This is a genomic window from Chloroflexota bacterium (assembly GCA_014360905.1).
GTDB lineage: Bacteria > Chloroflexota > Anaerolineae > UBA2200 > UBA2200 > JACIWX01.
This window is the reverse complement of record JACIWW010000005.1, coordinates 44,747-71,450: the sequence shown is the minus strand read 5'-3', so window position 1 is coordinate 71,450 and position 26,704 is coordinate 44,747. Positions and strand designations below refer to the sequence as shown.

26 protein-coding genes and 1 tRNA gene are annotated in these 26,704 nt (G+C 53.0%); 13 read left to right on the top strand and 14 right to left on the bottom strand.

Features of this window, described 5'->3' with window-relative positions:
• Positions 1–15 precede the first annotated feature (15 nt).
• The 3 genes from H5T67_03655 to era all read left to right on the top strand — a co-directional run bounded on the left by H5T67_03655 (position 16) and on the right by era (position 2,734).
• Positions 16–999: a TIGR00269 family protein gene (locus tag H5T67_03655; protein MBC7244414.1), complete on the top strand. Its 984-nt coding sequence runs from the start codon at positions 16–18 to the stop codon at positions 997–999.
• 42 nt (positions 1,000–1,041) lie between these two features.
• Complete coding sequence (locus tag H5T67_03650; GenBank protein MBC7244413.1) at positions 1,042–1,743, top strand: queuosine precursor transporter; 702 nt, start codon at positions 1,042–1,044, stop codon at positions 1,741–1,743.
• Positions 1,744–1,810: 67 nt separating this feature from the next.
• Positions 1,811–2,734: a GTPase Era gene (era, locus tag H5T67_03645; protein ID MBC7244412.1), complete on the top strand. Its 924-nt coding sequence runs from the start codon at positions 1,811–1,813 to the stop codon at positions 2,732–2,734.
• Positions 2,735–2,790: 56 nt separating this feature from the next.
• Here the strand turns inward: era and H5T67_03640 are convergent, their stop codons facing one another.
• The 8 genes from H5T67_03640 to H5T67_03605 form a co-directional block, all read right to left on the bottom strand.
• On the bottom strand, positions 2,791–3,153 hold the full coding sequence (locus H5T67_03640) for a hypothetical protein (protein MBC7244411.1): 363 nt from the start codon (positions 3,151–3,153) through the stop codon (positions 2,791–2,793).
• A 150-nt stretch (positions 3,154–3,303) separates the two neighbouring features.
• Positions 3,304–4,998, bottom strand: coding sequence for a long-chain fatty acid--CoA ligase (locus tag H5T67_03635; protein MBC7244410.1), 1,695 nt, complete (start codon positions 4,996–4,998; stop codon positions 3,304–3,306).
• A 103-nt stretch (positions 4,999–5,101) separates the two neighbouring features.
• Positions 5,102–6,397 carry a nickel-dependent lactate racemase gene (larA, locus tag H5T67_03630; GenBank protein ID MBC7244409.1) on the bottom strand — a complete coding sequence of 432 codons (1,296 nt, stop codon included), beginning with the start codon at positions 6,395–6,397 and terminating at the stop codon, positions 5,102–5,104.
• Between the two features lie 76 nt (positions 6,398–6,473).
• A complete protein-coding gene (locus H5T67_03625) occupies positions 6,474–7,856 on the bottom strand; it encodes an FAD-binding oxidoreductase (protein ID MBC7244408.1) in 1,383 nt (460 codons plus the stop codon).
• Positions 7,857–7,938: 82 nt separating this feature from the next.
• Positions 7,939–8,697, bottom strand: a complete 759-nt coding sequence (locus tag H5T67_03620) for an MBL fold metallo-hydrolase (protein MBC7244407.1) — start codon at positions 8,695–8,697, stop codon at positions 7,939–7,941.
• A gap of 66 nt (positions 8,698–8,763) precedes the next feature.
• Positions 8,764–9,345 (bottom strand): CDP-alcohol phosphatidyltransferase family protein, encoded by a 582-nt coding sequence (locus H5T67_03615; GenBank protein MBC7244406.1) that lies wholly within the window; start codon positions 9,343–9,345, stop codon positions 8,764–8,766.
• The gene (locus H5T67_03610) at positions 9,335–10,486 is read right to left on the bottom strand and encodes a glycosyltransferase family 4 protein (protein MBC7244405.1); all 1,152 of its coding nucleotides are present in this window, start codon (positions 10,484–10,486) and stop codon (positions 9,335–9,337) included. The genes H5T67_03615 and H5T67_03610 overlap by 11 nt, the downstream gene beginning before the upstream one ends.
• Positions 10,483–11,538 (bottom strand): lysophospholipid acyltransferase family protein, encoded by a 1,056-nt coding sequence (locus tag H5T67_03605; GenBank protein MBC7244404.1) that lies wholly within the window; start codon positions 11,536–11,538, stop codon positions 10,483–10,485. The genes H5T67_03610 and H5T67_03605 overlap by 4 nt, the downstream gene beginning before the upstream one ends.
• A gap of 44 nt (positions 11,539–11,582) precedes the next feature.
• Here H5T67_03605 and radC point away from each other — a divergent pair, with 44 nt between their 5' ends.
• Positions 11,583–12,260, top strand: coding sequence for a DNA repair protein RadC (radC, locus tag H5T67_03600; GenBank protein MBC7244403.1), 678 nt, complete (start codon positions 11,583–11,585; stop codon positions 12,258–12,260).
• A 16-nt stretch (positions 12,261–12,276) separates the two neighbouring features.
• Here the strand turns inward: radC and H5T67_03595 are convergent, their stop codons facing one another.
• The gene (locus H5T67_03595; protein ID MBC7244402.1) at positions 12,277–13,050 is read right to left on the bottom strand and encodes a hypothetical protein; all 774 of its coding nucleotides are present in this window, start codon (positions 13,048–13,050) and stop codon (positions 12,277–12,279) included.
• A gap of 131 nt (positions 13,051–13,181) precedes the next feature.
• On the opposite strand from H5T67_03595, the gene H5T67_03590 reads away from it, so the two are divergent.
• From H5T67_03590 to H5T67_03570, 5 genes are all read left to right on the top strand, one after another.
• Complete coding sequence (locus H5T67_03590) at positions 13,182–15,212, top strand: DUF4910 domain-containing protein (protein ID MBC7244401.1); 2,031 nt, start codon at positions 13,182–13,184, stop codon at positions 15,210–15,212.
• A 36-nt stretch (positions 15,213–15,248) separates the two neighbouring features.
• On the top strand, positions 15,249–16,382 hold the full coding sequence (locus H5T67_03585) for a tetratricopeptide repeat protein (GenBank protein ID MBC7244400.1): 1,134 nt from the start codon (positions 15,249–15,251) through the stop codon (positions 16,380–16,382).
• 17 nt (positions 16,383–16,399) lie between these two features.
• Positions 16,400–16,657, top strand: coding sequence for a hypothetical protein (locus H5T67_03580; GenBank protein ID MBC7244399.1), 258 nt, complete (start codon positions 16,400–16,402; stop codon positions 16,655–16,657).
• Positions 16,658–16,782: 125 nt separating this feature from the next.
• A tRNA-Val gene (locus H5T67_03575) sits at positions 16,783–16,856 on the top strand.
• Between the two features lie 64 nt (positions 16,857–16,920).
• Positions 16,921–17,676, top strand: a complete 756-nt coding sequence (locus tag H5T67_03570; GenBank protein ID MBC7244398.1) for a hypothetical protein — start codon at positions 16,921–16,923, stop codon at positions 17,674–17,676.
• Positions 17,677–17,727: 51 nt separating this feature from the next.
• On the opposite strand, the gene H5T67_03565 is transcribed toward H5T67_03570, so the two are convergent.
• The 4 genes from H5T67_03565 to H5T67_03550 all read right to left on the bottom strand — a co-directional run bounded on the left by H5T67_03565 (position 17,728) and on the right by H5T67_03550 (position 20,932).
• A complete protein-coding gene (locus tag H5T67_03565; protein ID MBC7244397.1) occupies positions 17,728–17,979 on the bottom strand; it encodes a hypothetical protein in 252 nt (83 codons plus the stop codon).
• An 89-nt stretch (positions 17,980–18,068) separates the two neighbouring features.
• The gene (gene murJ, locus H5T67_03560; protein MBC7244396.1) at positions 18,069–19,703 is read right to left on the bottom strand and encodes a murein biosynthesis integral membrane protein MurJ; all 1,635 of its coding nucleotides are present in this window, start codon (positions 19,701–19,703) and stop codon (positions 18,069–18,071) included.
• 102 nt (positions 19,704–19,805) lie between these two features.
• Positions 19,806–20,312: a D-glycero-beta-D-manno-heptose 1-phosphate adenylyltransferase gene (rfaE2, locus tag H5T67_03555; GenBank protein MBC7244395.1), complete on the bottom strand. Its 507-nt coding sequence runs from the start codon at positions 20,310–20,312 to the stop codon at positions 19,806–19,808.
• The gene (locus tag H5T67_03550) at positions 20,312–20,932 is read right to left on the bottom strand and encodes an XTP/dITP diphosphatase (protein MBC7244394.1); all 621 of its coding nucleotides are present in this window, start codon (positions 20,930–20,932) and stop codon (positions 20,312–20,314) included. The genes rfaE2 and H5T67_03550 overlap by 1 nt, the downstream gene beginning before the upstream one ends.
• Positions 20,933–21,449: 517 nt before the next feature.
• Between H5T67_03550 and H5T67_03545 the strand changes: the two genes are divergently transcribed.
• From H5T67_03545 to H5T67_03530, 4 genes are all read left to right on the top strand, one after another.
• The gene (locus H5T67_03545) at positions 21,450–22,304 is read left to right on the top strand and encodes a M23 family metallopeptidase (protein MBC7244393.1); all 855 of its coding nucleotides are present in this window, start codon (positions 21,450–21,452) and stop codon (positions 22,302–22,304) included.
• Between the two features lie 7 nt (positions 22,305–22,311).
• The gene (locus H5T67_03540) at positions 22,312–22,749 is read left to right on the top strand and encodes a polymer-forming cytoskeletal protein (GenBank protein ID MBC7244392.1); all 438 of its coding nucleotides are present in this window, start codon (positions 22,312–22,314) and stop codon (positions 22,747–22,749) included.
• 176 nt (positions 22,750–22,925) lie between these two features.
• Complete coding sequence (locus tag H5T67_03535; GenBank protein ID MBC7244391.1) at positions 22,926–24,773, top strand: DNA topoisomerase I; 1,848 nt, start codon at positions 22,926–22,928, stop codon at positions 24,771–24,773.
• Positions 24,774–24,776: 3 nt separating this feature from the next.
• On the top strand, positions 24,777–25,445 hold the full coding sequence (locus tag H5T67_03530; protein ID MBC7244390.1) for a YggS family pyridoxal phosphate-dependent enzyme: 669 nt from the start codon (positions 24,777–24,779) through the stop codon (positions 25,443–25,445).
• A gap of 49 nt (positions 25,446–25,494) precedes the next feature.
• On the opposite strand, the gene H5T67_03525 is transcribed toward H5T67_03530, so the two are convergent.
• Entirely contained in the window at positions 25,495–26,589 is a 1,095-nt protein-coding gene (locus tag H5T67_03525; protein ID MBC7244389.1) for a DUF362 domain-containing protein, read from the bottom strand.
• Between the last annotated feature and the right edge of the window lie 115 nt (positions 26,590–26,704).

Below are 26,704 nucleotides of genomic sequence, written 5' to 3'. Positions count from 1 at the left end.
ACTGGGAAAGGGAAGATGAAGTGTAGGAAGTGCGGCGAGACAGCCGTGATCAACATGCGTCAGCACAGGCTCAGCCTATGTGGCGAGCATTTTCTGGAATGGGTTCCACAGCAGGTGCAGCGAGCCATCGAGCATTTTCACATGTTTGTGCCCGATGAACGCGTGCTGGTGGCGATCTCTGGGGGCAAGGATAGCCTGAGCCTGTGGGATATTTTGTTGCGCCTAGGCTATGCCGCAGATGGGCTATATATCCACCTTGGCATTGCGAATGGCGGCTATTCCGATGTTTCGCAGCAAAAGGTCGAGCGGTTCGCAGCCGAACGCAACGCCCGCTTCATGGTGGTCAATGTGGCGGGCGAATATGGTCTGAGCATTCCAGAAGTTGCGCGTCACAAACGGGGACGCAGCATCTGTGGCACTTGTGGTCTGGTCAAGCGGCACATCATGAACCAGGTAGCCTTTGAAGGCGGGTACCACGTGCTTGCTACTGGGCATAATCTTGACGATGAGGCCGCAGTGCTCTTTCAGAACGCCTTGCACTGGGCCACGGGTTACCTCGCGCGCCAGGCGCCTGTGTTGCTTTCGACGCATCCTCGGCTGGTACGCAAGGTCAAGCCATTGATCCGTCTCTACGAACGTGAGATGGCTGCCTATGCCTTGGTGCGTGGCATTGATTACATCTATGAAGAGTGCCCATACTCCCGAGGTGCTACAACGCTGTTCTACAAAGAGTTGCTCAATCAACTGGAGGAGCGTTCTCCTGGGGCCAAGCAGATGTTCTACCTAAGTTTTCTGCAGGCGCGGCAAGAGGGGCGCTTGCTTTCTGCCGAAGCGAGCGAAGTGGAATTGGGCGAATGCCAGCGTTGCGGGCAGCCCACTACTGTGCCCGACTTGTGTGCCTTCTGTCACCTCTGGGAGAGTACAGATCAAGTGCAAGGATCTGAAGAAGCAGAGAGGAAAGAGCAGGTAGCGGGCATGCCCGACGACCAAATGGGATAAACAAGCTAGGCTGCTCAGCAGATGATCGGATATCCAGGAGTAATGGGAAACAATTCAACCGAGCACTCCAACGCGATAAGACCTTACCGGTACTTCGATTTCGTGATGGTTCTCTTCGTGGCGGTGCTGATTATCAGCAACGTCGCCTCATCGAAAATCCTTTTGTTGGGACCTTTTACCTTTGATGGTGGAACGATCCTTTTTCCCATCAGCTACATCTTTGGCGATATCCTCACGGAAGTGTACGGCTACATCCGCTCGCGCAGGGTTATCTGGAGCGGCTTTTTCTGCACAGCCTTGATGGCTGTGGTTCTGGCCATTGTGGGAATGTTGCCTCCTGCACCGGGTTGGACCAATCAGGAAGCATACATGGCTATCCTGGGCATCACGCCGCGCATTGTGCTGGGCAGTCTGATTGCCTATTTCTCCGGTGAGTTCTCCAACTCTTATGTCCTGGCCAAGATGAAGATATGGACGCAGGGTCGTTGGCTGTGGACGCGGACCGTTGCCTCTACGATTGTCGGTGAGGGCGTGGACACCTTGCTGTTCGTGTTGATTGCTTTCTATGGGGCGTTGCCGTCTGCGCTACTAGGTAGCGTCATCGTCTCAAATTACGTGTTCAAGGTGGGCATCGAAGCACTGGCCACGCCAATCACATATGCCATCACCAATTTCCTGAAACGCACGGAGAATGAGGACTACTACGATTATCACACTGATTTCAATCCGTTCCGTCTGAGTTAGAGGATCAACGTCGCAGGATAGGTAAGAAAACTGTGAATCAACTAACATACAGAAAAGCGAGATAATCATGGATGAATTGTTGCTTGAAGAAGAATTGCCCCCAGATCACCGTTCGGGATTTGTCACCTTGGTGGGACGTCCAAGCGTTGGCAAGTCAACGCTGCTCAATGCCTATGTCGGGCAGAAGGTAGCCATTGTATCGAAAAAACCTCAGACAACGCGCAATCGCATCCAGGGCATCCTGACACGTCCTGATGCCCAGATCATTTTTGTGGATACGCCCGGGATTCACCAGCCATTGCACAAGTTGGGTGAATACATGGTGAAGACGGCGCACAAGGCGGTTCCCGATGCCGATGTGGTGCTGTCCGTGGTGGATGTCAGTGTCACACCTACGGAGGAAGATCGCATGGTTGCGGAATTCCTCGTGAAGAAATGCTCTTCTCCGATCATCTTGGTGCTCAATAAAATGGATTTGCTCCCCCCGGACAAAGTATCGGCGCATAGCGAAGCCTATTTTGCGCTTGGCCGGTTCGATGATTGGATGATGACTTCGGCAACTCGGGGGCAAAACCTGGACAAACTCTTGGATATGGTCATCGCGCGCTTGCCCTTTGGTCCACGCTATTATCCTGCGGGGCAGGTGACGGATCTCAGCGAACGCTTCATTGCCTCCGAGTTGATTAGAGAGCAAGTGCTGCACTTTCTACACCAGGAGGTACCCTATGCCGTTGCTGTGGTGATCGAGGAGTTTACCGAGCGCCGTCCAGGGCTGACCTACATTGCGGCAACTATCTATGTGGAAAAAGAATCGCAGAAGGGCATTGTAATTGGTGCTAAAGGGGAAATGCTGAAGAAGATAGGTGCTGCAGCGCGAGAAGAAATCGAACGCATGTTAGACACCAAAGTATTTCTGGAACTGTGGGTGAAAGTGCGTCCCAAGTGGCAGCGCGATGAAGCCGCACTGCGCTATGTGGGGTATCCGTTGTGAGTTGGTTGCGATTTCAAACTTGAGTTGGCTCACCGAGCCAGCGCACAGGGCTCTATTCAAGGTTTTCGCGTGTTGGTTGGTGTTGGTATCGGCGACAAAGTGCGCGTTGGTGTAGGTTGCGGGGTGTAGGTAGGTTGTAGCGTGGGAGTAATTGTGGGTACTAAGGTGTTCGTGGGTGGAGGCGTTGGGAGTGACGGGGGCGGGGGTAATGCTGTGTTCGTTGGCGAAGGTATCTTTGTTAGTGTAGCCGTTGGTGTCGGCGTGGGCATGCGAAATCCCAGTGGTATATAGATTTGACATGCTCGCGAAACGAGGGGCATGTAGATGTGATAACTAGGTGGAAAGAGTGCCCTAGCAAGAAACGAGCAGCTAGCGAAGACAAAGGCTACCAAGATACCCATTTTCAAAAGCCTTATCATGGTACCCTCTCTAATTTGGTAGATTCTTCTAAGCTATTCCACTCAAAATCTCGTAAGCCAATAGAAGGCGGCTCCTACTGCAGGAGAAAAGAGGTCGCCTTTATAGTGGCTGCTCATCTCTATTGACAACCAACGATTGGAAGATGATCCTTACCTTTGCTCTGCCAGTTTTTTCTTTTCTTCCTCGACCAGCATGCGGCGTAGCACCTTGCCCACCATCGTCTTGGGCAGCTCTGTGCGGAATTCCACCGCGGTCGGCACCTTGTACTTGGCCATATTGGCGCGACAGAATTCAATGATCTCCTCCGCTGTGGCCCTCTCCCCTTCCTTCAGCACGATGTAGGCTTTCACCGTCTCGCCGCGATACGGATCAGGAATGCCTGCCACTACTGCCTCTTTCACCTTGGGATGCTGGTAGAGCACTTCCTCTACATCCCGCGGATAGATATTGAACCCACCAGCGATGATCATGTCTTTCTTGCGGTCCACAATCTGGAAGTAGCCCTCCTCATCCATCCTGGCAATGTCCCCTGTGTACAACCAGCCATTGCGCAGGGCAAGCGCTGTCTCCTCCGGCATGTTCCAGTAGCCTTTCATCACTTGTGGCCCACGCACGATCAGTTCCCCTATCTCACCTGGCGGCAACTCCTTGGTGCCCGTCTTCAAATCCACGATCTTGGCATCCGTATCGGGGAAAGGCACGCCAATGGTGCCAATCTTGTTCTTGCCGTAGATCGGGTTGGCATGGGTCACCGGTGAAGCCTCGCTCAGACCATAACCCTCTACGAGATGTCCACCGGTCAACTCCTGGAACTTGGTCTGCACCTCCACCGGCAGCCCTGCCGCGCCACTGATGCAGGCGCGAATGGACTTGACATTGTACTTGTGGAGATCGGAGAAGTTGTTGAACGCCACGTACATGGTGGGCACACCGGGGAAGAAGGTTGGGTGATGCTTGTTGATGTTCTGCATCAGGGTCGGGATGTCGCGCGGATTGGGGATGAGCAGCAGGGCTGCTGCTGCATAGATGCCCAGGTTCATACAGGTAGTCATGCCGAAACTATGGTACAGTGGCAGCGCAGTCAGAATGACTTCTCCCGCTTCCCTGATATCCGGTACCCAACGCCTGCACATGACAGCGTTGGACATGATGTTCGCATGGCTGAGTTCGGCTCCCTTGGGCACGCCCGTAGTACCACCTGTGTACAGAAGACACGCAGTATCGCTGGGCCTGACCTCTACCGGCGTAGGCTTAGCAGGCGCCTTGCTGAGCAAATCCTGAAGCCAGTAGGTATTGGCATCGCCTGAGATGTCCTGCCGATCCCCTTCGTGCTTCTCCTTGGCCAACGTGAAGAGCAGCTTGATCAGCGGGGGGAAGTACTCCTTGATATTAGTCACAATGACATGCTTCAGTGCAGTACGAGCACGCACCTGCTTGACGATGGGATAGAAGCGGCTCATCACCAGCATCGTCTCCGCTCCCGAATCCTTGAGTTGGTGCTCCACCTCGCGCGCAGCATAGAGTGGATTGAACGAGACAACGATGGCTCCAGCTTTGAGTGCGCCATAGTAGCCAATGATGAACTGGGGGCAGTTCGCCATATAGATGCCCACGCGGTCGCCCTTCTTGACTCCCAGTTGTTGCAGGGCAGCGGCAAAGCGGCCGGCCAGGGCGTTGAGCTGCGCGTAGGTCAACTTGGCGTCCAGGAAAATAGTGGCTGTTGCGTTGGGGTACTTGCGTGCAGATTCTTCTAGATTGGTATGTAATGGACGTTCTGGATACTGGATAGTAGCTGGAACTCCGGGTTCATAATTTTTCAACCAGGGCTTCTCCATTGTCTCCATTTCCTCCTTTGGAATTATAGCCCCAGGTAGATGCAAGAGGCATCTATCACATACCTTGATTCCCTAAAACATGCAGAAGAGCGGTTTTCTCGGTCTCACCTCCTCATTTGGCTATATATGGGATGGTTAGTGGTCCATCTGGCAACACGGCTACGCGTGGGCGATAACCCATTGCTCGAATCTGCTCTTCCACTGCTGCCTGCAGGTCATCCACCGGCTGCAGTTTACAAGCTTTCACCACGGCGTGGTCCATAGCGCAGTAAATGCGTATGTCATATTTCTGCATGAGGTAGGCATACACCTGTGCTTCCCATTGATCAAGGATGGTCTGTTCTAGGTTGACAATGTGTTCCAGGATGTCATCCGCTGACGTACCCACGCACATCAGTTCGCCAAAATTACCATGGTCAGGGATGCCGTCACTACACTCGCTTGCTACAAAGATGGTACCTCCTGGTTCCGTAATGCGGGCTCCAGCGGAAATGCCTTTTACCGTCTGATAGAGATTTTGATCCAACGGGTAACCACTGTTGGATGTAACGACAATAGGGAATGCATGTGGTACTGGCTGCATTACCTCCTCTTTTGCCCGCTGGCAGCCTGCGCGGTGTGCTTCGATATAGTCGCCTACGAAGAGGGCGGTGATCTCTTTGGCCGAATTCAGCGTGACATTGACCATGAAATCGGGTGGGCAAAGGCTGACCATTGCTTCAATTTCACGGCGTATCGGATTGTCTTCCACCGTTCCCCATGTGCTCAGCGGGTGCGCGATGAGGTCAAACCTGTGAATGTGCAGAATTGTATCAATCGAGGCTATGCCAGGGATAATGCCCTTGGCACCGCCGGAGAAACCAGCGAAAAAGTGCGGTTCGATAAAGCCAACCACAATCCGCTTGTCCGCTTCCACGTATATTTTGTTCAGATACGCCTTGTGACCTTTAGCCGTTTGGCCAATGCACACATTTTGTTGCGGGTCAAAAGCATTGTGATTGAGTATCGCTACCTCTTTGACTACATCCTTGCCGAACATAACTTCGATTTCCGCTGGTGTATTGGCGCGATGGCTGCCATTGCCCAGAAGTATGGCCACCTGTTTGGCTGGTACTGGCAGTTCCTGCAAAAGCCAAGGGATGAGCTGACGGTTGGGCACTGGTCGGGTACCATCTGAGGTGACGATGACCACGCGATCTCCCGGACGAATCACTTCGCGCAAAGGTTTGCTGGCGATGGGATTGTGGCAGGCAACATGGAAGGCTTGCTCGGCATTGGGCAATGGCGGGGCGAAAGCAGGACGGATAATGTGCCATTCGGCTAATTTTGGATTGGCATAAAAGGGAATCGTACCGTGCCCATAGGCAATGTCGATCATACGTGTTTTATCCACGATATTTGCATGCATACACTCTGTTGCACCTCATTGGTTTTTCCTATCGGTTGTTCGGACAGTTATCATAGGGCTTGATGCACAATCAGTATCATTCCTCTGGGAACATTTTGCCCGGGTTCATGATGCCATTTGGATCAAGGATTTGCTTGATTTTGCGCATGATCTCCAAACTGTAGCCGTGTTCTGCGCGCATGAACTCTCGTTTGCCAATGCCCACACCGTGCTCGCCAGTGCATGTCCCGCCTACGCTCAGCACCCATTGTACCAGACGCCGGTTGAAGGCATGAGCACGCTCTTGCTCTTGAGGGTCACACTTGTCGGAAAGCATCTCCACGTGCAAGTTGCCGTCGCCAGCATGTCCGAAGGTGGCGATGCGCACATTCAGTTCCTCGGCCAGAGCATAGGCCTTGGCTACTGCTTCCGTATAGCGGGAGATGGGCACCACGATGTCGCCAATCTCTGCTCTGCAACCAGCGTTGAGTTGTTTGACTGCTTCGTGCGCCTGCTTACGGGCATACCACAGGCGCTCCCGCTCCGGTGGTGTTAGCCCTTTTTCGAAAGAAAGACAGCCGGCATCGCGGCAAGTCTCTTCAATTAGTTCGATTTCCTGTGCGATGCCTGCCGGCAGGCCGTGGAATTCCATCACCAACGTGGGCGCTTCGGTTAGCGATGAGCCCGTCCATTGGTTCACAATGCGTACAATGGTTGGATCCATCAGTTCCAGTGCTGCAGGCGTAGGCCCGTAGCGATTAATGGCATAGATTGCTTCCGCTGCAGCCTCCATAGATGGGAACACAGCCACAGCAGCCATAGCCTCCGGACGGATGCGTAACCGCAGGGTGATCTCGGTAACTACGCCCAAAGTGCCCTCGGACCCTACAATCAAACGGCACAGATCATAGCCACTGGACGACTTGAGCACTGGCCGTCCTATGCGTACGATTTCGCCTGTTGGGAGCACCACCTCCAGTTGCAGCACATAGTCTTTGGTAACCCCATACTTGACCGCGTGCATGCCACTGGAGTTATTCGCCACCATGCCTCCAATGGTCGCCACATCGCTGGAGCCAGGAGCAGGAGGGAAGAAAAGACCATAGCGGGCCAGTTTCTGGTTCAATTCGTCATAGATGATGCCTGGTTGTACGACCACTTGCAGGTCGGCTTCGCGTATTTCGATGATCTGGTTCATGCGGTACAGTGCCAGCAGGATGCCACCGTGCACCGGTATGGGATTGCCTTCCAGGCTGGATCCGCCGCTCCAGGGTGTGACTGAGATCAGTCTTTCGTTGGCATGCTTCAAGATGGCGCTGATCTCCTGTGCGTTTTGTGGCCAGACTACGACATCAGGCGGATGTGGCCCGTGGAAGGATTCATCTTGTGCGTGCGCATCGAGATCAGCCTGCCGCGTCGAGACGCGCTCTGGACCAAGTAGGTTGGTTAAGAACTCAATAGTCTCGCTTGTGATATGCATGTGTACCTACCAAGTGGTATGACGGGTGATGTGTGAACTGCGTAGTGCCGAGCATCACGTTGCACTCGTTGCTTTCCATGCATTAGAACTCGCAAGTTCCGAAGTCGCGTGCTAGTTCTACCTCCCCAGTGAATTCCTGCCTTGCCTGGGCAAGCAGTGCATTCAGATTGGCAGTTAGGGCTGGGTAGTGAATCAAATAGAGCTTTTTCACGCCAGCACGTTGTGCAACCTGCCCTGCCTGAGCTGCCGACGAGTGGCCAGCGTGCTCGCCAGAAGCCTCATGGATGAGCACATCTGCGCCATAGGCCAAGCGCACCAAGTTCTCACAAGGCGCCGTATCGCCAGAATAGACGATAGCACGCCCTGAAGCCTTGTTCTGAACTTTGATCATCAGGCTAGGAATGACGTGAGCTGCCGGAGAAGCCGTGATGAGCAAATCTGGCAGGTCAAGGACCATACTACTATTTTGTAATTGTACTTCGCGATAGGTTGGCGGGCAAAATCCAGGCCATTCTTCTGAGGGTCGGAAAGCATTCAATAAGGCTTGAGCAGCCCGCAGCCCTTCTGCCTCACCCAGCACTTGGAGGGGTGTTTGGCAGCCCAGTAACCAAAGCCCCAGCACTAATACAGGGAGCCCATAGATGTGGTCCGGGTGTCTGTGGGTGAGAATCACATACTGCAGTTGACAGGGTTCGATACCTGCTAGTTGCACTTTCAGCAATGGGCTGCCGGCGCAATCAATGAGCAACGTGGACTGTTCGCCCTCAAGCGCTAGGTAAGTGTTGTCGTGACCTATCGCGGGCACCGCTGCTCCTGTGCCAAGAAAAGTCAAGGTAGCCATGGATTGCCTCGCAGCGTGACGAGTAATGAGTGGTGAGTGAATGCCGGATCAGGCGCTTGCCAGGCGTTACCTGCTTCGTGTTTTTTGCCAGACATGATAGATGCGCTGTAATGCCGTAACATTGGTTAGAACTGCTAACACCCAGAGGGTTAACTGTGCCTGTTGCAGGATAAGACCTGCCACGAGTACGATTACCCGCTCGAATCTAGTAAATAGCCCCTCCTTACAGGCAACGCCCACCCCTTCTGCACGTGCTCGGGTGTAACTAACCATGAGTGAGCCGAACAAAGCGGCATATACAAGGACAATCTCGACTTTGGCTCCGCCCTGCACATACCAAAGTAAAAGTCCTGCAAGCACTGTACCCTCTGAGAAGCGGTCAGTTACGGAGTCAAGGAATGCACCAAAGATCGTTACCTGCTCCATTTCGCGGGCTAAAGAACCATCCAGGTTGTCGAATATACTGGCCAAAGCCAACAGAATGCCTCCAAGGCGCAGATGTCCAATTGCCAACTCGTACATCACGGGCAAATGAAGCAGATAACCCAACACAGTTAAGGCATTCGGCGGGACACCCAGGCGTCCAAGCAGGCGAGCAATGAATGCACTCAGTGCACGAGTCCAATTTCGGAATTTGTCACTCAACATGAAGTTTGCCCTCAGCTTTCTGTTGTAGGAGCTCTTCGTAGACATCAAGCACTTGGCGAGCAATAATAGACCAGTCGTAGCGGGCAGCTTTACGACGGCCGCGCTCGCCCATTTCCTGGCGCAGGGCGGGGTCCTGCAGCAATTTGATAATTGCATCGGCTAGGGCACGCTCGTTTTCTGGTTCGACCAGAAAGCCTTCCTGACCATCTTCTAGCACACAGCGGTATCCCGGGATATTGCTCGCTACAATGGGCTTTCCAGCAGCCATGGCTTCTAATAGGACGATGCCAAAGCTCTCAAAACCAATAGAGGGAGCGCAGAAAACGTCACAGGTCTTGTAATAACGGGGCAGGTCCTCTGATGAAACGCGACCCACAAATTTGACACTGCTCAGATGGTGCATGCGCGCATAACGTACAAAGGGCTCCTTGTCTTCTTTGCTATAGGCTCCAGCGACGATCAACCGTGCATCCGGTACTGCTTGTACGATATAAGGAAAGGCGCGGATGAGGTAACGAAATCCTTTGCGCTTTTCCAGCCTCCCCACGAAGAGGATATTGGGTCGGCCATCGTTGTATCGTTCAACCGGCTGGACATGTGCCCCGCTAAAATGCTGCACGTCAATGCCGTTAGGGATGATTCTATACTCACCGGGAAAATAGCGGCTGGCAAGCTCCAGTGCGGCTTCGGAGACGCATATCCTGGCATGCAACTTTTCGAGAAGGGGCTGCAAGAGAGGGCCTACAGTTTCCAGACCCCAGTGACGACTCTCGCGGTAGGCGTGGAATGTGCCTACATTTATCGTCTTGGAATGGCGCAGCACGAAAAGGGGCAAAGCAGGCATCAGTGGCTCGTGCAGGTGAATGATGTCGAATTGCTTTTCCTTCAGCAGGCTTTTCACAGGCCGGTAAATGCGTGGCGACAAGGTGACACGCGAAATAGAACCGCCGAAGGGAACAGGGGTAATACGCTTGCCCATTCTAATAACGTTGTCAGGCACGTTTGGCGCATCCTCAGAACATGGTGCGATGATCTTGACCTCGTGGCCCCATTCGCGAAAGCACCGATCTAGGTGGGAGACATGTTCTGTGACCCCACCAGGATATGTATACTCATAAGGAGTAACCAGTGCAATTTTCATGCGCTGCTTCCCAGGTGTTCGGGTAATTTCCAGACGGGTTGAAACATCACCCATTGCTCAGGATGCTGGCCGATGTATTTCTCCAGAACAGCGACCAGCTTGGTCATCCCTGAGCGGATGTCCTTTTCCAGTTCGCCGCTGTTTTCTAGCGGCAAGGGTGGTTCAACGTAGACTTCGAACGTGTTGTCTGGCTTGCGTATGCTAAAGGCCAGTGCCAGTTTAGCACCCGTGCGTAAGGCCAGGTGCACATGCCCATCGGGAAGCAATGCTGGCGCACCAAAGAACTCAACCAGTGCCCCGGTAGCGTTCAGGTTTCTATCCGCAGCCAGGCCCACGATTTCGTTGTTGCGCAGCGCTTTGAACAACGGGCGCAAGAAACTATCTACCGGTATAATTTTGATGCCTTTGCTGGCGCGTAGCGATACCACATACTGATATAATTTCTCCGGTTGTAGGTGCTCTCCAATTACCGTAATAGGATATTTCCGCAGCGCAAATGCTTGTGCTACAACATCAAGATTCCCGAAGTGAGCAGTAACTATGATCAGGCCCTTGCCAGCGGACAAGGACTGGTCGATATGCTCCAATCCGTGAATTGTCACTAGCCGCTCAATTCGCTCCGCACTGAGCGACGCGACACGGAAAAGGTCGTAGTAATTGCGTGCCTGATTGCGGAATATCTGTCGTGCTACTTGTGCGATGCGCGTCGGTTCGGCCTGTGGCCCGAGCACGTGGCGTAGGTTGTCCAGCACATTCTCCCTGGATGCCTTCGACATAGCGTATGCCAGATCGCCGAGAAGGGTAAAGAAAGCATACCCCATGCGCGGAGGTATCCGTGGCATCACAGCGCCAAACAGGCGATAAACGTAATAGCTCAGCAGCGATTGATTGGTGATAGCAATGCCTCCCGACGTATTGTTAGGACAAGACGAGTTCGAGATGACATCATGTCTCGTCTCTTGGTACCATTCTGTGCTGGCTTGGATGATACGTATCAGGAGCGGGTTTGTCAAACCAAAGCGCGAGGGATATAATCTGACCATACCAGCCAAAGGAGAACCACATGACGCAGAAAAACCAGGCTCCTTATCGCCCCATGATTCGTGAGTTACCCCCTTCGGAACGCCCCCGAGAACGATTGCAACACTATGGCGCTGCTGCTCTTTCTAATGGCGAATTACTGGCCATCATCCTGCGCACGGGAGTCGGCGGAGAGAACGTCCTTGATTTGGCGCAACGCTTGCTTTCGACCTATCATGGGCTGGCGGGGTTGGCGCGAGCCAGCTTCAGCGAGCTGGCGAGTGAGCACGGGCTAGGCATAGCCAAAGCAGCACAGGTACAAGCAGCATTTGAATTGGGAAAACGCTTGCTCGTTGCCTCCCCAGAGGAGCGTCCTCAGGTCACCTCGCCTGCTGATGCTGCCAATCTGCTCATGCCAGAGATGGGATTGCTGGAGCAGGAGCACCTGCGTACGTTGCTGTTGGACACCAAGCACCGTGTGCTGGCTTCGCCAACGGTTTATGTGGGCAACGTGAATACTTCAGTCATTCGCGTGGCGGAACTGTTCCGCGAAGCGATTCGACTCAATTGCGTGGCCATCATTGTCGCGCATAACCATCCCTCAGGTGACCCCACGCCCTCTCCTGATGATGTGCGCGTCACCGAGCAGATTGTGCAGGCGGGAAAACTGCTTGACATCGAGGTACTGGATCACCTCGTCATCGGCCATCAGCGCTACGTCAGCATGAAGGAGCGCGGGCTGGGATTTGCATAAGGCGAAGATTTTCCACTCAATGCATACCGGGATGAGCAATGGTCAGAACCCAAGCGTCATTTCCCCGTTCTCCGACCCCAGAGCAATCCAAATGTTGAAGAAGCCATACAGGATGAAAAAGCTGAGCAGGGCGAGACCAAGCAGGTTCATCAGCATCTCGGATGACAATCTCTGCGCAAGCCATAGCGTGGCAATCAGAAGGCAGAGGGCAACAAGAAGATAAAGCTGATAATTGAGCGCTAGGACGAGGGGCGTTGAAAGGTCCAGAGAGATAGGCTTTCCAAAACACTTGTCCCCAGTGCTGGTTCAGTGGGGTTGGTGTGGGGCCATGGACCAGGAGATACGCTATGATCACCCATAGAACTAGCAAAGCAAATAGAATGGTACCAAGGATCTTGCGCGGCATCAAGGTCTTGACCTGCTCTGCGCACCAATCGGTCAACTTTTGGGCACTGGTGAAAAGGTCGAGCCCCATCCAGATCCAGAAGAGGCTCACCAGTCCCAGTAGATCGTGGAAAGCGAGAAAGGTGTAAGCAAAGACTTCTTCGGCTGGCGAGCACTGGAGGCTGAGAGCATAAAGCGAGAGGAAGAGAGCGAGGGTCGCGGCAAAAGCGATGGTGGGCTTGAAAGTGCGTGCTTTCAGCACCAAGGGATTGGCCACCAGGATGAAGTAGACCCCGGTCAAGATAAGCCTGCCTGGTGTCCCTAGAAGGATTGCTTTGAGGCACAGAGAAGGGTAACTAAGCAAGTCCACCAGAAAACTGAGCAACAGAAGGAGAGGAGTCTTCATCCATTCCCCCTCTTGTCCGAAGTTCAGATATCCCATCCTGACCAGAAACTGTGTTATAATATTACCTCAACAGCATCCTGTTTCAACTATGCCAGTCGTAGTAAGCATTCCCAGCGTCAAGGAGAAACCACATGTTCAAAGATATCCAAAGGGCTGTCGTCGAAGAGTATTCCGGCATACGCGCCAAAGAGTACGTAGCCGAGATCATACGCCACCATCGCATACAGGCCAGCCCAGGATTCCGCGCTGCAGCAGAGCGCTGCTGCGACATCCTGGCTGGCTTTGGCCTGTCAGCAGAAGTGCTCCATTTTCCCGCCGATGAGAAAACGCAGTATTGGGGCTCGCCTATGTTTCAGGAATGGGCAGCAACTGAAGCTACTCTGCATCTCATCGAGCCTGTAGACAAGGCTCGCAAATTAGCGGACTATGCCGAGGTCAAATGTTCACTCATCCAGCGCAGCATGCCAGTGGAAAACCTAGAAGCCGAGCTCGTCTTGCTGGAGGACGGTGAGGAAGAAAAGGAGTATGAAAACCTCGATCTCCGGGGTAAAGTCGTCTTGACTAAGGGCGACCTCGACCGTGTGCGCGAGTTGGCAGTTGGTAGGCACGGTGCTGCAGGCATCCTTTTTGATGGCATGCGCGAGTCACCGCCGATTCGGCAGCGCATTGATCTGCCAGATGCAGTGCAATACACGTCTTTTTGGTGGCGCCCAGGGGACAAGAAATGCTTTGGGTTTGTGCTATCCCCTCGTACAGGCGAAGACCTGCGGAAACTAATCAAGTCACAGCAGCGCGAAGGCAAGCCACCGGTCAAAGTACGCGCCAAGGTAGTTAGTTGCCTCTACGATGGGTATATCGAAGTGGTATCGGCACTTATCCCAGGCGAAACGGACGAAGAAGTGGTCGTCATCGCCCATCTCTGCCACCCTCAACCATCGGCCAACGACAATGCCTCGGGCAGTGCCGCGCTGCTAGAATCGGCACGCACATTGCAGCATCTGATTCAGCATGGCAAACTATCGCCGCCCAAACGCGGCATCCGTCTGCTTCTTGTGCCCGAGATGACCGGCACCTATGCGTACTTGGCCACACATGAAGAAGAGATCCCTCGCATAGTAGCAGGGATCAACCTGGATATGGTGGGACAAAACCAGGACTTGTGTGGCAGTGTATTCATCATCGAAGGAACACCGGCAGCAACGCCTTCTTTTGTCACGGATCTCCTCGAACGCATGCGTGAAGAGTGGATAGCTCAGGCTCAGAATCTCTCCAGTTCATTTTCCTACCCACTGTTCCGACACACCGTTACGCCATTTTCCGGTGGCAGCGACCACTACATCCTATCGGATCCAACCGTAGGTGTGCCCACTGCAATGCTGATTCAATGGCCAGACAAATTCTATCACACCTCTGAAGATACCTTGGACAAGGTAGACCCGCGCATGCTGGCCATTCTGGGTGGGTTGGCAACTACTTACGCTTATTTCGTAGCCAATGCTGAGGCCCATGAAGCAGACTGGTTGGGCCACGAGATGCTGGCTAGGTTCAAAGCGCGCCTGATACGCAGCATGCAGAGTTCTTTGACTGACGCCCTGTCGGCCAAGAATAGCGAGGAGTTAGCGCAGGCAGCAGCACGCCTGGGAAGAACAGTGGAATTTGCCGCGAGTAGGCAGCGAGAAGCTTATCGCTCGCTCCTGCGCCTAGCCCCTAGAGAGGAATGGCTGATTGATGACCTGAACCAGGAAGTGGATCGCACTGTATGCCAGGAGATGGAGCAAGCCAGAAAAACTTTGCAGCGGAAAGCGCAGCAGTTAGGCCTGGCAGAAATTCCTCCCCTTCCACAAAAGGAGCCGGATGAATGGGAGAAACAGGCCGCAACAATGGTGCCGACCCGTCTGTTCCGTGGGCCAGTTTCCCCAGGGGCCTACATGCACAAATTGACTCCTCAGGAAAAAGAGGAAGTCTATGCCTGGATGAAGGAGCACCGCGCCCAGTACTATGGAATGAGCACTGTAGCCAACTACTGGGCTGATGGCAATCGGACTGTAGCAGAGATAGCGGACCTGGTAGAATTGGAAACAGGACAGCGTAACGTGCAACTGTTGGTGAAGCATTTCAAACTTCTGGCCCGATTGGGGTTAGTGGCACTAAGCAGCAAATAGAGATCAGACTATGGACAGGATATAGAGACACAAGCTATGTATATCCGACCGACTACTCGCCAGCCCCGTCGCTGGCCATGGCTCTTAGTCTTGATCCTTGTGCTTGCCTCTGCAGGCTTTTGGTATGTAGAGTCCAGAGGACTGGACTTGGCGCACTTGCCGGGCTTTTTAGGTCAGCAACGACCAACCCCAACGCCTACGGAGATTAGCAGCAAGGAATACACGGCTTCTGGCGATCGCTTTTTCGCCAACGGACAGATGGATGAAGCAATTGCCGCGTATCGTCGTGCCATAGAGCTAGATCCGAGCAACGCGACCGCTCACGCGCGCTTGGGACGCTTGCTCACCTTGAGAGGTCGCTATGCAGAAGGTCTACGCTTGGCACAAAGAGCAGTTGAGCTTGATTCCGAAAATGCAGAGAATCAGGCCATCCTGGGCATGGTCTTAGACTGGAATGGCGATTACGAGCGTGCTGTGGAAGCCTGTCTGAAAGCGATAGACCTTGACCCAAACTACGCCACAGCCTATGCTTACCTAGCCGAGGCCTACGCAGATAAGGGGCGTCTGGAATACGCACTGCAGATAGCCGAGAGAGCCATTTCCTTCGATCCTCATAACTTCTATGCACACCGCAATCTGGGCTACATTTTGGAAAGGCTGGGCGATTCCGAGGCAGCTGTCAGCGCATACATCGAAGCTATCTCTTTGCAACCCAATCTAGTTTATCTCTATCTCACTTTGGGTCGCCATTATCGAGCCATTAGAGACTATGAGGGGGCTATTGCCCAATTCCAAAAGGCGATTGAGGTAGATCCACGTGACCCAACTGCCTATGACAGCCTAGGTCTAGTATACTTTGATCAGCGGGAATATGAACTTGCGGCTGCCCAGTTCAAGAAAGCGCTAGAGATAGACCCTGAGTATGCCGCTGCCTATGGACACATGGGCTGGTGTTACTACACGCAGCTCCGCTATGAAGATGCCATTCCCTACTTTGAGCGCGCGATTTCTTTAGGCGCTACGGCGATTGAGTATTATTATGAACTGGGCTTGTGCTACGTCTATATTAACGATTGCGAAAAGGCTCGTCCTTGGTTGGAGAAAGCCTTGGAGATTGACCCGTATGCTCAACCGGCTTTGCAGGGTCTAAAAGCCTGTGAAGGAAGATAAGCATTGGGAGGTAGGTTGTGACACGTTCGCAGAAAGGACGAAGAAGAGCAACCCTGTTCTGGGCACTGAGTTTGTTAGTAGCGGTGAGCATGGTCTGCGGCACAGTACTTGTTGTCTGGCCCAATCCACAGCGACGTCCGCAGCCCACACCGACGAGGACCTCCGTCTCACCAACCGCAACAGAATCTACCATACCATCGCCCAGTCCGGTCCTGGCAACACTGACGCCTACACCGGCCTTAGCACCAACACTCGTGGTGCAACCTACTTCATGACATAGGCTATTGTCATGAGCTTGAAATATCTATGCGACTTGACGCAACTTTCCATCGAGACAAGACCAAAACCGTGCTGCTCATTTGTCAAAATTGACCTTTGCTGCTATAATAGAAATAAATATGGGCGCGTAGCTCAGTTGGTCAGAGCGCACGGTTCACATCCGTGAGGTCATAGGTTCGAGTCCTATCGCGCCCATGTTTTTTATCAGATACGGCTTCGATCAGACTCGATCTGCACACTGTCTGGACAGGTGGTAAGGGTGATCTCACTGACCTACCCAATGCGTCTGCTCTTGGCCATCTTGGGCCATCTGAGTCTATACATCATCGGCACGAACATAGCCTGGGCATTGCGCAAGCCCAAGCCTGGTCGCTTTGGACAGGTAATTGAATTTGTCAGACTATGGGGCAGAAAGCTATGGCTGGGCGAAGCGTTGCGTCTGGCTTATTATTTGATCCCGCCCTACCTCGTGCTCTATTACGGCTGGGCTAGCCCTTTGGACCTGGGCCTTGCCGATCTCGATTGGATCAGGGGAATAGGCTGGAGCGTCGCCCTTGGCAGTGGGAGCTTGCTTTTATTAGCGCTGCTCTGGTGGCAGTACACTCGCCTAATCAGGGAACAACCACGAATGCAAGGGATACAGTGGCTGACACAACCCTGGGGTGGGGCTTTTGTACTGCGGGAAGTTATCCTGATGGAATCATGGTGGTCTTTGTGCCGTAGTCCGATGCTGCTGCTAGCCGGCTCTTATTGGGGCGTCTATCTGGGACTGGCTGCCGTTTTCGTAGCAGCCATGCTCAATGCGCACATGTGGTACGCACTTAGCACCCCCGGCCTGCGCGAAGAGGTAGTGTTGACCGGATCATTGGCAATGGTGACGGCTACCCTGTACGCCTTTATCCACAATCTATGGCTATGCATTGCCGTCCACTTTGTCTTGCGTATGGCTATTCTGCACCTGCTACGAGCGGGAAGAGCACCGCATGATTTCACCGGTGAGCAGTTTGGGGCATAGCACAATGTAGCTACACCACGTGGCCAGCTTCCTGGTAGAATTATCCGGATACTACCTGAGGATAAAAGCCAGGACGAAGAGCAATACGAACATCGCCAATGCGATAATAGCGATTTTCCTGAGGTCGGTTAAAACGTAGTGATATTCTTGCGCCAAATCCACCTTAGCCGGAACAGAAGCCTTTGCAGAAGTAACCCTAGTGGCAACCGGCGCGGAACGCAACTCTCCAGCCTTTTGGGTAGGCACAACGGTCTTCTTAGTTTGAACTCCCTTACGATGTGATCGCTTGCCTTTCTTAGCCATGTATATCCCAGAAACTCCTTATCTGCTGAACTCCCTTATTGTTAACGCTCCAAAATTATAACCGAACCCACCCTGTAGTCAAACTCTGCTCATGCTTTCTTTACGTCTTGGCTTGGCAGCACAGTTTGCCGACTCTTTCTTTGTATTATGTTAACCAAAAGACTCGCTTCTTCTACGCCAAGCCGTGTTACACCGAGAGCGTAAACCAGTAGCCCCACTGCCCCAGCTACGCCAACTCGGATCGTTCTAGCTATCAATCCCTCGCCTGGCACCATCACATACAATGCCGTGAGGCTTAGGTAGACCAAAATGCCCATTGTCACAGAAGCTAACGCAATTTTGCCAATGGCTAGTGGTAACTGCTGCTTCGCCAATGGCCCCATACGGCGACGCAACAGGATCAACATGATAATGGCGTGACTGGTTAACTGCACAGAGTTGGCAAGAACAAGACCAAGCATGCCTAGACCTAGGACAAAAGCAAGAACGGGGGCCACCACCAAATAAATGAACACGCAGACGATGCCCACAATCACTGGCGTCACCGTATCCTTCTGCGAGTAGAAAGCAAAGATCAGCAACAAATCCACCGCAGCAAATGGTGTGCCCAAAAGATAGCAGATAAGAGCCCGGGCAGTCTGCTGAGTGTCAAAAGCAGTGAATTCACCATGCTGAAAAATGAGCGAGATGATCGGCACACTTAGGACGAAGAGTCCCACTGTCGCTGGAACGATAAGCACCAACACCAAACGAAGCCCCAGAGCGAGGGTCTCTTTGAACTCCTCACGCCCGCTGTGCAGATCCAAGCGCGACAAAGCGGGCAATATCGCCATGGAAACTGCTGTGGACACCAGTCCCAGGGGAAATTCACGCAGGCGAGTAGCAGCCGCCATCCAGGCAATGGCCTGTTCACCGACATGCGAGGCCAAATTACGGTCAATGACAATGCCTATCTGGCTGATGATCAGGCTGAGAACTACCGGAACATACAACACAACAATGCGCCGCAGAGCTGGATGTCGCAGGCTGAGCGAAAAGCGAATCCTGCCCCGACGGAGCCCCGGAAGTTGTACCGCCATTTGCAGGAATGCACCAAGCACGATGCCAAGAGTGAGGCTAGCAATGCCAATGCGACGCGCAAGCAACTGCGTGCCGAGGATACCTCCAAGGTTGAACACAGCCGCACCCATTGCGGGATATGTAAAAACTTGCTGTGCATACAGCAGCGCAGTCAGGACACCGGACACACCGAAAAAGACAACCGCCGGGGATATAATGCGAATCAAAATGGTGGTCAGGTTCTGCAAACGGGCATCAAACCCTCCAACCAACATGCGGGTCAGCAATGGAGCTGCTCCTTCAGCCAGGAACAAAAAACCACCCATGACCACCACTACTAAGCTGAGCACGAGACTTGCCAGACGCCAGAGCTCTTCTCTTTCTTTTTGCGCTGCGTATTCGCTGAAAACCGGAACCAGAGCAGCACTCACCATGCCCCCTACCAGCAATTCGTAGATATTTTTGGGCACAAGGGAAGCAGCCTCAAAGGCGCTCATCTCACCGGTTGCTCCAAAGAAATAAGCATTGCGATTGTCGCGTATCAGCCCGAAAATGCGGCTAGCTATGTTGCCTAGAGAAACGACAAGCGCGGCACGGGCAATGCCACGTCCTTGGTGGGACACGTTCTCATCAGGTATCTCCGATGGTGGCAAAGATGCTTCCATGTATAGATCAATCTCCTTGCTATCTCAGACGCCCCGAACACGCGAACACTGTGGGCATGGGTAACCAATAAGTACAGGCATATCCCGGCAATTTGGTCTGCTCTATCTTTCTGCGCTGCTTTGCTCCCGAATGCGGGCGATGAGCTGACTGGTGGAATGCCCTGGCGTATAAGGCAGGATTACTACCCGCCCGCCATAATCTTCAACAATCCGGGCCTCCGGCAACATTTTGCCAGGTTGTCCTGCACCTTCAATGGCGTAATCCCCGCCTTTGACATAGATGTCTGGTTGCAGAGCATGGATAAGCTGCTCGGCAGTGTCCTCATCAAAGAAGATGACATAGTCTATGCAGGACAACGCGCACAGGATCTCTGCTCGTTCTGCTTGCGCGATCAAGGGCCTGCCCAGTCCTTTCAATCTGCGTGCCGATGCATCGCTGTTCAGGCCAACGAAGAGGGCATGGCCCAAGGTACGCGCTGCTTGCAGGTAACGGACATGTCCAACGTGCAACAGGTCAAAAACACCATTGGTAAACACTGCTACCCTACCTCGGCGGCGCATCCTCTGGCGTATGCGTTTTGCCTCAGCAAGCGAGATGACCTTGCCCATCAATCTCCTCGAGAGAAAGTTGGTTCAGCCAGGATGCGGGACAACACGGGAAACATCTTCTGCACCGCCCTGGCACGATGGCTAATGCGATTCTTAATCTCCGGTGATAACTGGCCCATAGTCTGTCCATATTCTGGCAAAAAGAAGATGGGGTCATAGCCAAACCCATGACTGCCTTGCGGCTCAAAACCAATGAACCCTTCACAGATTCCTTCCGTGCTGTGAACCTCGCCATCTGGCGTGGCTAACACGAGAACACAGCGGAAGCGAGCGGTACGCTTTTCCCTGGGAACTCCTTCGAGTTGCTGCAGGAGCAAATAGCAGCGGTCTGCATCGTTGGCATCATGACCAGCATAGCGTGCTGAGTGTATGCCCGGTGCCCCACCCAAAGCATCTACCTCTAGACCGGAGTCATCTGCGAGGGTTGGCATGCCACTGGCCCGCATGTAGGTGAGCGCTTTGACCCGCGCATTCTCAGCATAAGAAGCTCCATCCTCATGCACAGCAAGCGCAAGCCCCAACAAGTGCGGAGTCCAGAGTTTGACTCGCAAGGGCGCCAATAGTTGCTCATACTCTCGCATTTTGCCGGGGTTATCCGTAGCAAGAAACAGGTTGGTCATGGTACTAATATAGCCATTCTTTTCAATTTGACCAAATGGCTCAATTTGAGTAATATAGCGCATGTTATTTGAAGAGCACAGAGCGGGGGATTGGCGGACTACTGCTCTTCATACATATCATATCTCGTTGCGAACATTTCATTGGTCGTGCACTCAACCTTTCGGTTGATACGGTGCCTAATCCGCTATTATCTGATGAATATTGAGATAAACTATTGAAGCGTGCAATTCCGGGTGCTCAATCAATCGTTACTAGCAAGGCAAACTATAATCCGGAGGATTCAGTAGAGTGCCCCGAAAAAAAGGAAGACAGCCGCTGACGTTGATTGTGGTGCCTCATTCCGAGCAGGCCCCTGTCAGTTTCTCTGTGCCTACCTGGTTGTTGCCATTAGTGGGCGTGCTAAGCCTAGCCCTGCTCCTTGGTATAGGTATTTTAGTGGTGCACTCCTATCGCCTTAGCCACGAAATCCGCGAATTACAGCAGGACAGATGGCTTCAATTGGCACGCGAGCGCGAAATGCGCAACACGATCCTCGTCCAGCAAGAAGAAGTCCGCACTCTGTCTCAGCAGGTTGAAGAGTTTCAGATAGAACTGGCAAGCATTAGCGCTTTGAGCAATGAGATTCGCGAGCTAATCGGTCTGCCAGCATCAACCACTACCCCTATTGCGACTCTGGCAGCCTATTTTGACTCGTCATGCAAAAACCCTGCCTACGAGAAACACCTCGCTTCCATTGACTCCGAAGGTATGGGGGGCCTCCTTACCCGTGAATTGTCCGAACGCAGCATGGCCCTGGCTATGGAAAAGAGCCAGGATATAATTGGCATGCAATTTACCTTGCCTAGCACCTTCCGCGAACTGCTGTACTTGCGAGAGCAGGTGCTTGAGCGTATGGAAAAAATTGAGCCCGAAAAACGCAGCGACCCTGCGGAACTAGAACGACAATTGCGACTTCTGGCAGCAGCTCCACACCTCTGGCCAACAGCAGTTCGCCGCATTAGTTCGAAGTTCGGATACCGCACTTTATATGGAACGCTAGAATTCCATAATGGTATTGACATCCCGATTTGGTACGGAAGCCAGGTCTTCGCCACCAAGGATGGGGTAGTGACCAAAGCCGGTTGGCAGGCAGGCTACGGCTGGATAGTTGAGATAGAGCATGACATGGGCTTTACCACTATCTATGGCCATAACTCCAAACTGCTGGTGAAGAAAGGGGATGAAGTTAAAGCTGGCGATGTCATTGCCCTCTCAGGCAGTTCTGGCCGTTCTACAGGTCCTCACTTGCACTATGAGATTCGCCTGAATGATGTGCCTGTTGATCCTTTGAAGTACCTCGATACAGACATCCCATATGTGATAACAAAGTAGCAAGGAGATAGAAAAAGCAGTGTTCAGGAAGGAACGCACTTTTGTCCCCTTTACTGGCAAGATCGAGAACATTGTGGGGCCAACTGCCAGTTTCCAGGGACACTTGAAAGCGGAAGGAAATGTGCGGATTGATGGCCATTTCGATGGCTCTGTAGAAACGACCGGCAATGTGATCATTGGTGAAAAGGCAAAAGTTAGTGCTGACATCGTTGCCAGCAATGTCCAGGTATGGGGTGCGGTCAAGGGAAATATCACTGCATCTGGCCGACTCGAGATCCTGCCTTCTGGTCGTGTTTGGGGAGATATCAAAGTTACCTCCTTGTTGATTGACGAAGGGGGAATGTTCCGCGGAAAAAGCCTCTTGGTCGGGGAAGAGCAGGAACCATTTTTGCTCGAGGCTCCTACAGGGACAGGTACCGAAACGGGAAAAGAATCTGAAGAATAACCGAATCGCAATGCCTCTGGCTGCAATAGCATTCGTTGATTCATGTCTTATTCATTGAGGCTTCCCCTCCTCAGTCCTCCATAGATACATACAGTCACCCTGCATGCTGCGTATGATACGTATTCCAACCACATATTTTGGGTTTGTCTAAATCTATCGTTATAATTTCATTTTGTATGGCATCTAAAAGCAAACCCAACAGTGAAACAACCTGGCTAACCCAGTTGATCCACAATGGCGTACTTGTGCCGCCTGCACCAGAGCCACGTGGTCTGGTGCTAATGGTGCGTGGCGAGCCAATTCAGCTTACACCCAAACAGGAGGAAATGGCCCTGGCCTGGGCCAGAAAACAAGGCACGCCTTATGTGGAGGATAGTGTCTTTGTGCGCAATTTCCTGCAGGATTTCAGCGCCGCATTGGGCATGGAACCACCACTTTCCCTCGATGAGGTGGATTTTGGGCCGGCTATCCAGTTGGTAGAGGCTGAACGCGAGGCCAAGGCTAGGCTGAGCAAGGAGGAGCGCAAAGCACAGGCCGCAGCACGCAAGGCACAGCGCGAAGCGCTCAAGGAGCAATATGGCTATGCCATTGTCAATGGCGAACGCACCGAACTGGGCACCTACATGGTCGAGCCCAGTGGTATTTTCATGGGACGAGGCAAGCATCCTCTGCGTGGGCGCTGGAAAGAAGGTCCACAACAGCGCGACATTACCCTGAACCTCAGCCCGGATGCGCCCAGGCCGCCTGGCGAATGGCAAGACATCATCTGGCAGCCCGATGGCCTATGGGTGGCGCGCTGGAAGGACAAGCTATCCGACAAGATGAAGTACATCTGGTTGGGCGATACTGCTTCCATCCGGCAAGCTCGCGAGGCAGAAAAGTTCGATCAAGCGATTCTATTGCACGCGCAATTGGAGCAGGTGCGTGCAGGGATCCAAGCTGCATTGTCCAGCCCTGACCCCAAGCGCAGGATGATCGCCACTGCTTGCTATCTGATTGATGTGCTGGGACTGCGCGTGGGCGATGAAAAGGACCCCGATGAAGCAGATACTGTTGGCGCAACCACCTTGCGCCCTGAGCATGTCACACTGCACGCCGATGGAATAGCCGAGTTCCACTTCCTAGGTAAGGATTCCGTGCGCTGGCACAAGAAAGTAACACTGCCAGAGGCAGTATACTGTAACTTGCAAGAATTGATCCAAAATGCCCGACCACCGAGTAACAATGCGCGCAAGAATGGCAAGCGGCATCCTACCCGCGACAAACCGCAAATTTTCCCCGATATTGACAGCCAAGATGTCAATGCTTTTCTTTCCGAATTGTTGCCCGGGTTGACAGCTAAGGTATTCCGCACGCACCACGCCACACAATTGGTGCAGGAAAACCTAGCCAAAGCCGATATCCAGGCATCGGATCCCGAGTACGAAAAATGGCAGGCAATAAGCATGGCCAATGTACAGGCAGCTATATTCTGCAATCATACTAAAAAAGTGGCTGCCAATTGGACTGCTCGCCGAGAAAAGTTTGCCGCACGGGAGCGCAAAGCGCAGCAGCGAGTGGAAGGGTGCCGTGCCAAGGTTCAGCAATACCAAGAGGCACGGAGTGCATTGCTTCGGGAATCCCGCACGAAACTCGCCGCGTGCTCGACCCCCAAGCAGCGGGAAAAGATCCAAATCTCCTATCAGAAGAAACTGGAACGCGCCGAATACAAATTAGCCATCGCTCAAGAAAGGCTGCAAAAGGCCGCCCACGCGCTGGGCAAAGTGAGAGCAGAATCACGTGTGGCTAGAGAGAAACGCGATTGGAACCTGACTACCAGCTTAAAGTCCTACATTGACCCACGAGTCCTGTACCACTGGGGACGGCATGTCGAGTACGATGTGCTGCATAAGTACTATCCCAAAAACCTGCAGCGCAAATTCTCCTGGGTCCAGCACGCAGATGAGACAGCCCAGGAGGATCAGCCACTTCAGAAGATGGACGAGGAACAGCACTCCACGCCTGATGGGATTCGGAGGGCATAACCCATGGATGAAAAAGCGATTGCGCATGCAGTGAAGCGTATCCTGGAGACGTTACCAACTGGTGTCATTCTGGTCGCTGCAGCCAAATCGCGCAGTGCGGAGGAAGTGCGCGCTGCCATACGTGCAGGGGTCTGCCACGTGGGCCATAACTACGTGCAGGAAGCAGCGCAGATGATCCCACTTATTCCCGAGCCGGTGCACTGGCACATGATCGGGCATTTGCAGACAAACAAAGTGAAAAGCGCAATGCAATTGTTCGACATGGTGGAGACAGTGGATTCATGGCGGCTGGCACAGGAGATGGAGAAACGCTGCGCGGCCATCGGTAAGGTGATGCCCGTTCTGATTGAGGTCAACAGCGGGCACGAGGCCACCAAGACCGGCGTGCTGCCGGAAGAAGTGGAGCAATTGGCGTGGCAATTGAGCACACTGCCGCACATTCGCTTGCAGGGCCTAATGACCATGGGCCCTCGCTTCGGCAACCCAGAAGACGCCCGCCCCTACTTTCGCATTACCAGGGAAATATTCGAACGCTTGAAAGTAGCTCACATCCCCAATGTGGAGATGCGTTACCTCTCGATGGGCATGAGCAATAGCTACCTCGTGGCCATTGAGGAGGGAGCCAACATGGTACGCATTGGCACATTGCTGTTCGGCGAACGAGAAGGCTAATGAAGGATTTTTACATTTTGCGTTTTTACGCTTTACGTTTCGTATCGCGTTATCCCGCCGGATACTCCTGAAACAGCCTCCCCCATGGGCTTTCATTCAGCCAGCGCTCCACCACTTTGCGCCCCTTAAGCGGATACCAGAAATGATCGTGGTAGTACTCGCTGGCAAAGATGAAAATATTGACCACGGGCGTCTGGAAGAGCAATTTCTGGAAGACCCTGAGCGGAGTACGCCATAGCAACAAGCCGGTGCCGGTGCCCAGATTCACTCCTACCTTGAAACCCCATCGCTCGTTCGCTACTTCGGGCATGCCCACAACCTCGATCTCACGAGGGTCGCCCTGGCCCAAACCAAACTCTGTAGCACGAGCAATGTACGGTATCCGCAGTGGTTCGAATCCCATCATCGCTGCAGCCACCGCATCAATCGCCACTTGGTCGGCTGAAGCCAATATCACGTCCTTCTGATAGGGTATCAATGTGCGTGGTCCAGCTCCACTTCCCGCCGTCGTGCCGTCCATAATCGCAAAGATGCCCGTGTGGATTTCCTTCTGAATGGCCAATAGATCTACCAGAGTGTCGTGAATCCAGGTATGGGTGTAATGGCGGTTTACGTTCAGCAACCCGCCAAAGGCATTCTTCATTGCCCCAGTGGTAACCGTGTAGGAGTGAGTCTTGACCGTCGGCAAGTGGACAATGTTCTTGCCCATAAAGAAATCCGGGATATAGATACCCTGTGGATAGACCTTATCCAGAACAAGCATCTTTGCCCTGGGCTTGTACTCAATCCAGGACATGTCCTCTGGCTTGAAATTGTACTTCTTGGGGATTCCATACTTGGACAGCACCGGCCCAAATTTATTGTATCGATCCCCCAGGTCGGCGATCGTCACAACCGTTTTGTTGTGCACGCACACCAGGTCATCAAAACCAGCCTCGCGTAGTGCCAGGATGGTGCCCTCCAATTGCCAAGGAGTCGTGTTCGAACCTGGGTATAGCAAATGCCAACTAATATTGTCCTTGAGGATTGTGGTTGCTGCCGAGTCCAATGCCTCTTTCAGGCCTGCCAGTTCACATAGGCGCTGGTAATCCTGCAATACCGCCTGCGGCGTGGTACGTAAAACGGCTACTTTTGGCTTAGTCATCATTTTCCCCCTAATTCTGCCGAAACTCTACTGTGATCGCAGAGGCTATTGATTTCATACAAAGCATTTGTGTTCTCCACGCACTCTGCGTTGAATCTGGCGAAGTCAAGAATGT

Coding starts and splice junctions, on each gene's coding strand:
- H5T67_03615 (MBC7244406.1), bottom strand. CDS start 9,345: ATGTTGAGTGACAAATTCCGAAATTGGACTCGTGCACTGAGTGCATTC.
- H5T67_03590 (MBC7244401.1), top strand. CDS start 13,182: ATGTTCAAAGATATCCAAAGGGCTGTCGTCGAAGAGTATTCCGGCATA.
- H5T67_03625 (MBC7244408.1), bottom strand. CDS start 7,856: ATGCATATCACAAGCGAGACTATTGAGTTCTTAACCAACCTACTTGGT.
- H5T67_03565 (MBC7244397.1), bottom strand. CDS start 17,979: ATGGCTAAGAAAGGCAAGCGATCACATCGTAAGGGAGTTCAAACTAAG.
- H5T67_03620 (MBC7244407.1), bottom strand. CDS start 8,697: ATGGCTACCTTGACTTTTCTTGGCACAGGAGCAGCGGTGCCCGCGATA.
- H5T67_03635 (MBC7244410.1), bottom strand. CDS start 4,998: ATGGAGACAATGGAGAAGCCCTGGTTGAAAAATTATGAACCCGGAGTT.
- H5T67_03650 (MBC7244413.1), top strand. CDS start 1,042: ATGGGAAACAATTCAACCGAGCACTCCAACGCGATAAGACCTTACCGG.
- H5T67_03535 (MBC7244391.1), top strand. CDS start 22,926: ATGGCATCTAAAAGCAAACCCAACAGTGAAACAACCTGGCTAACCCAG.
- H5T67_03530 (MBC7244390.1), top strand. CDS start 24,777: ATGGATGAAAAAGCGATTGCGCATGCAGTGAAGCGTATCCTGGAGACG.
- H5T67_03655 (MBC7244414.1), top strand. CDS start 16: ATGAAGTGTAGGAAGTGCGGCGAGACAGCCGTGATCAACATGCGTCAG.
- H5T67_03595 (MBC7244402.1), bottom strand. CDS start 13,050: ATGAAGACTCCTCTCCTTCTGTTGCTCAGTTTTCTGGTGGACTTGCTT.
- era (MBC7244412.1), top strand. CDS start 1,811: ATGGATGAATTGTTGCTTGAAGAAGAATTGCCCCCAGATCACCGTTCG.
- H5T67_03545 (MBC7244393.1), top strand. CDS start 21,450: ATGCGCAACACGATCCTCGTCCAGCAAGAAGAAGTCCGCACTCTGTCT.
- murJ (MBC7244396.1), bottom strand. CDS start 19,703: ATGGAAGCATCTTTGCCACCATCGGAGATACCTGATGAGAACGTGTCC.
- radC (MBC7244403.1), top strand. CDS start 11,583: ATGATTCGTGAGTTACCCCCTTCGGAACGCCCCCGAGAACGATTGCAA.
- larA (MBC7244409.1), bottom strand. CDS start 6,397: ATGCATGCAAATATCGTGGATAAAACACGTATGATCGACATTGCCTAT.
- H5T67_03610 (MBC7244405.1), bottom strand. CDS start 10,486: ATGAAAATTGCACTGGTTACTCCTTATGAGTATACATATCCTGGTGGG.
- rfaE2 (MBC7244395.1), bottom strand. CDS start 20,312: ATGGGCAAGGTCATCTCGCTTGCTGAGGCAAAACGCATACGCCAGAGG.
- H5T67_03550 (MBC7244394.1), bottom strand. CDS start 20,932: ATGACCAACCTGTTTCTTGCTACGGATAACCCCGGCAAAATGCGAGAG.
- H5T67_03525 (MBC7244389.1), bottom strand. CDS start 26,589: ATGACTAAGCCAAAAGTAGCCGTTTTACGTACCACGCCGCAGGCGGTA.
- H5T67_03585 (MBC7244400.1), top strand. CDS start 15,249: ATGTATATCCGACCGACTACTCGCCAGCCCCGTCGCTGGCCATGGCTC.
- H5T67_03640 (MBC7244411.1), bottom strand. CDS start 3,153: ATGATAAGGCTTTTGAAAATGGGTATCTTGGTAGCCTTTGTCTTCGCT.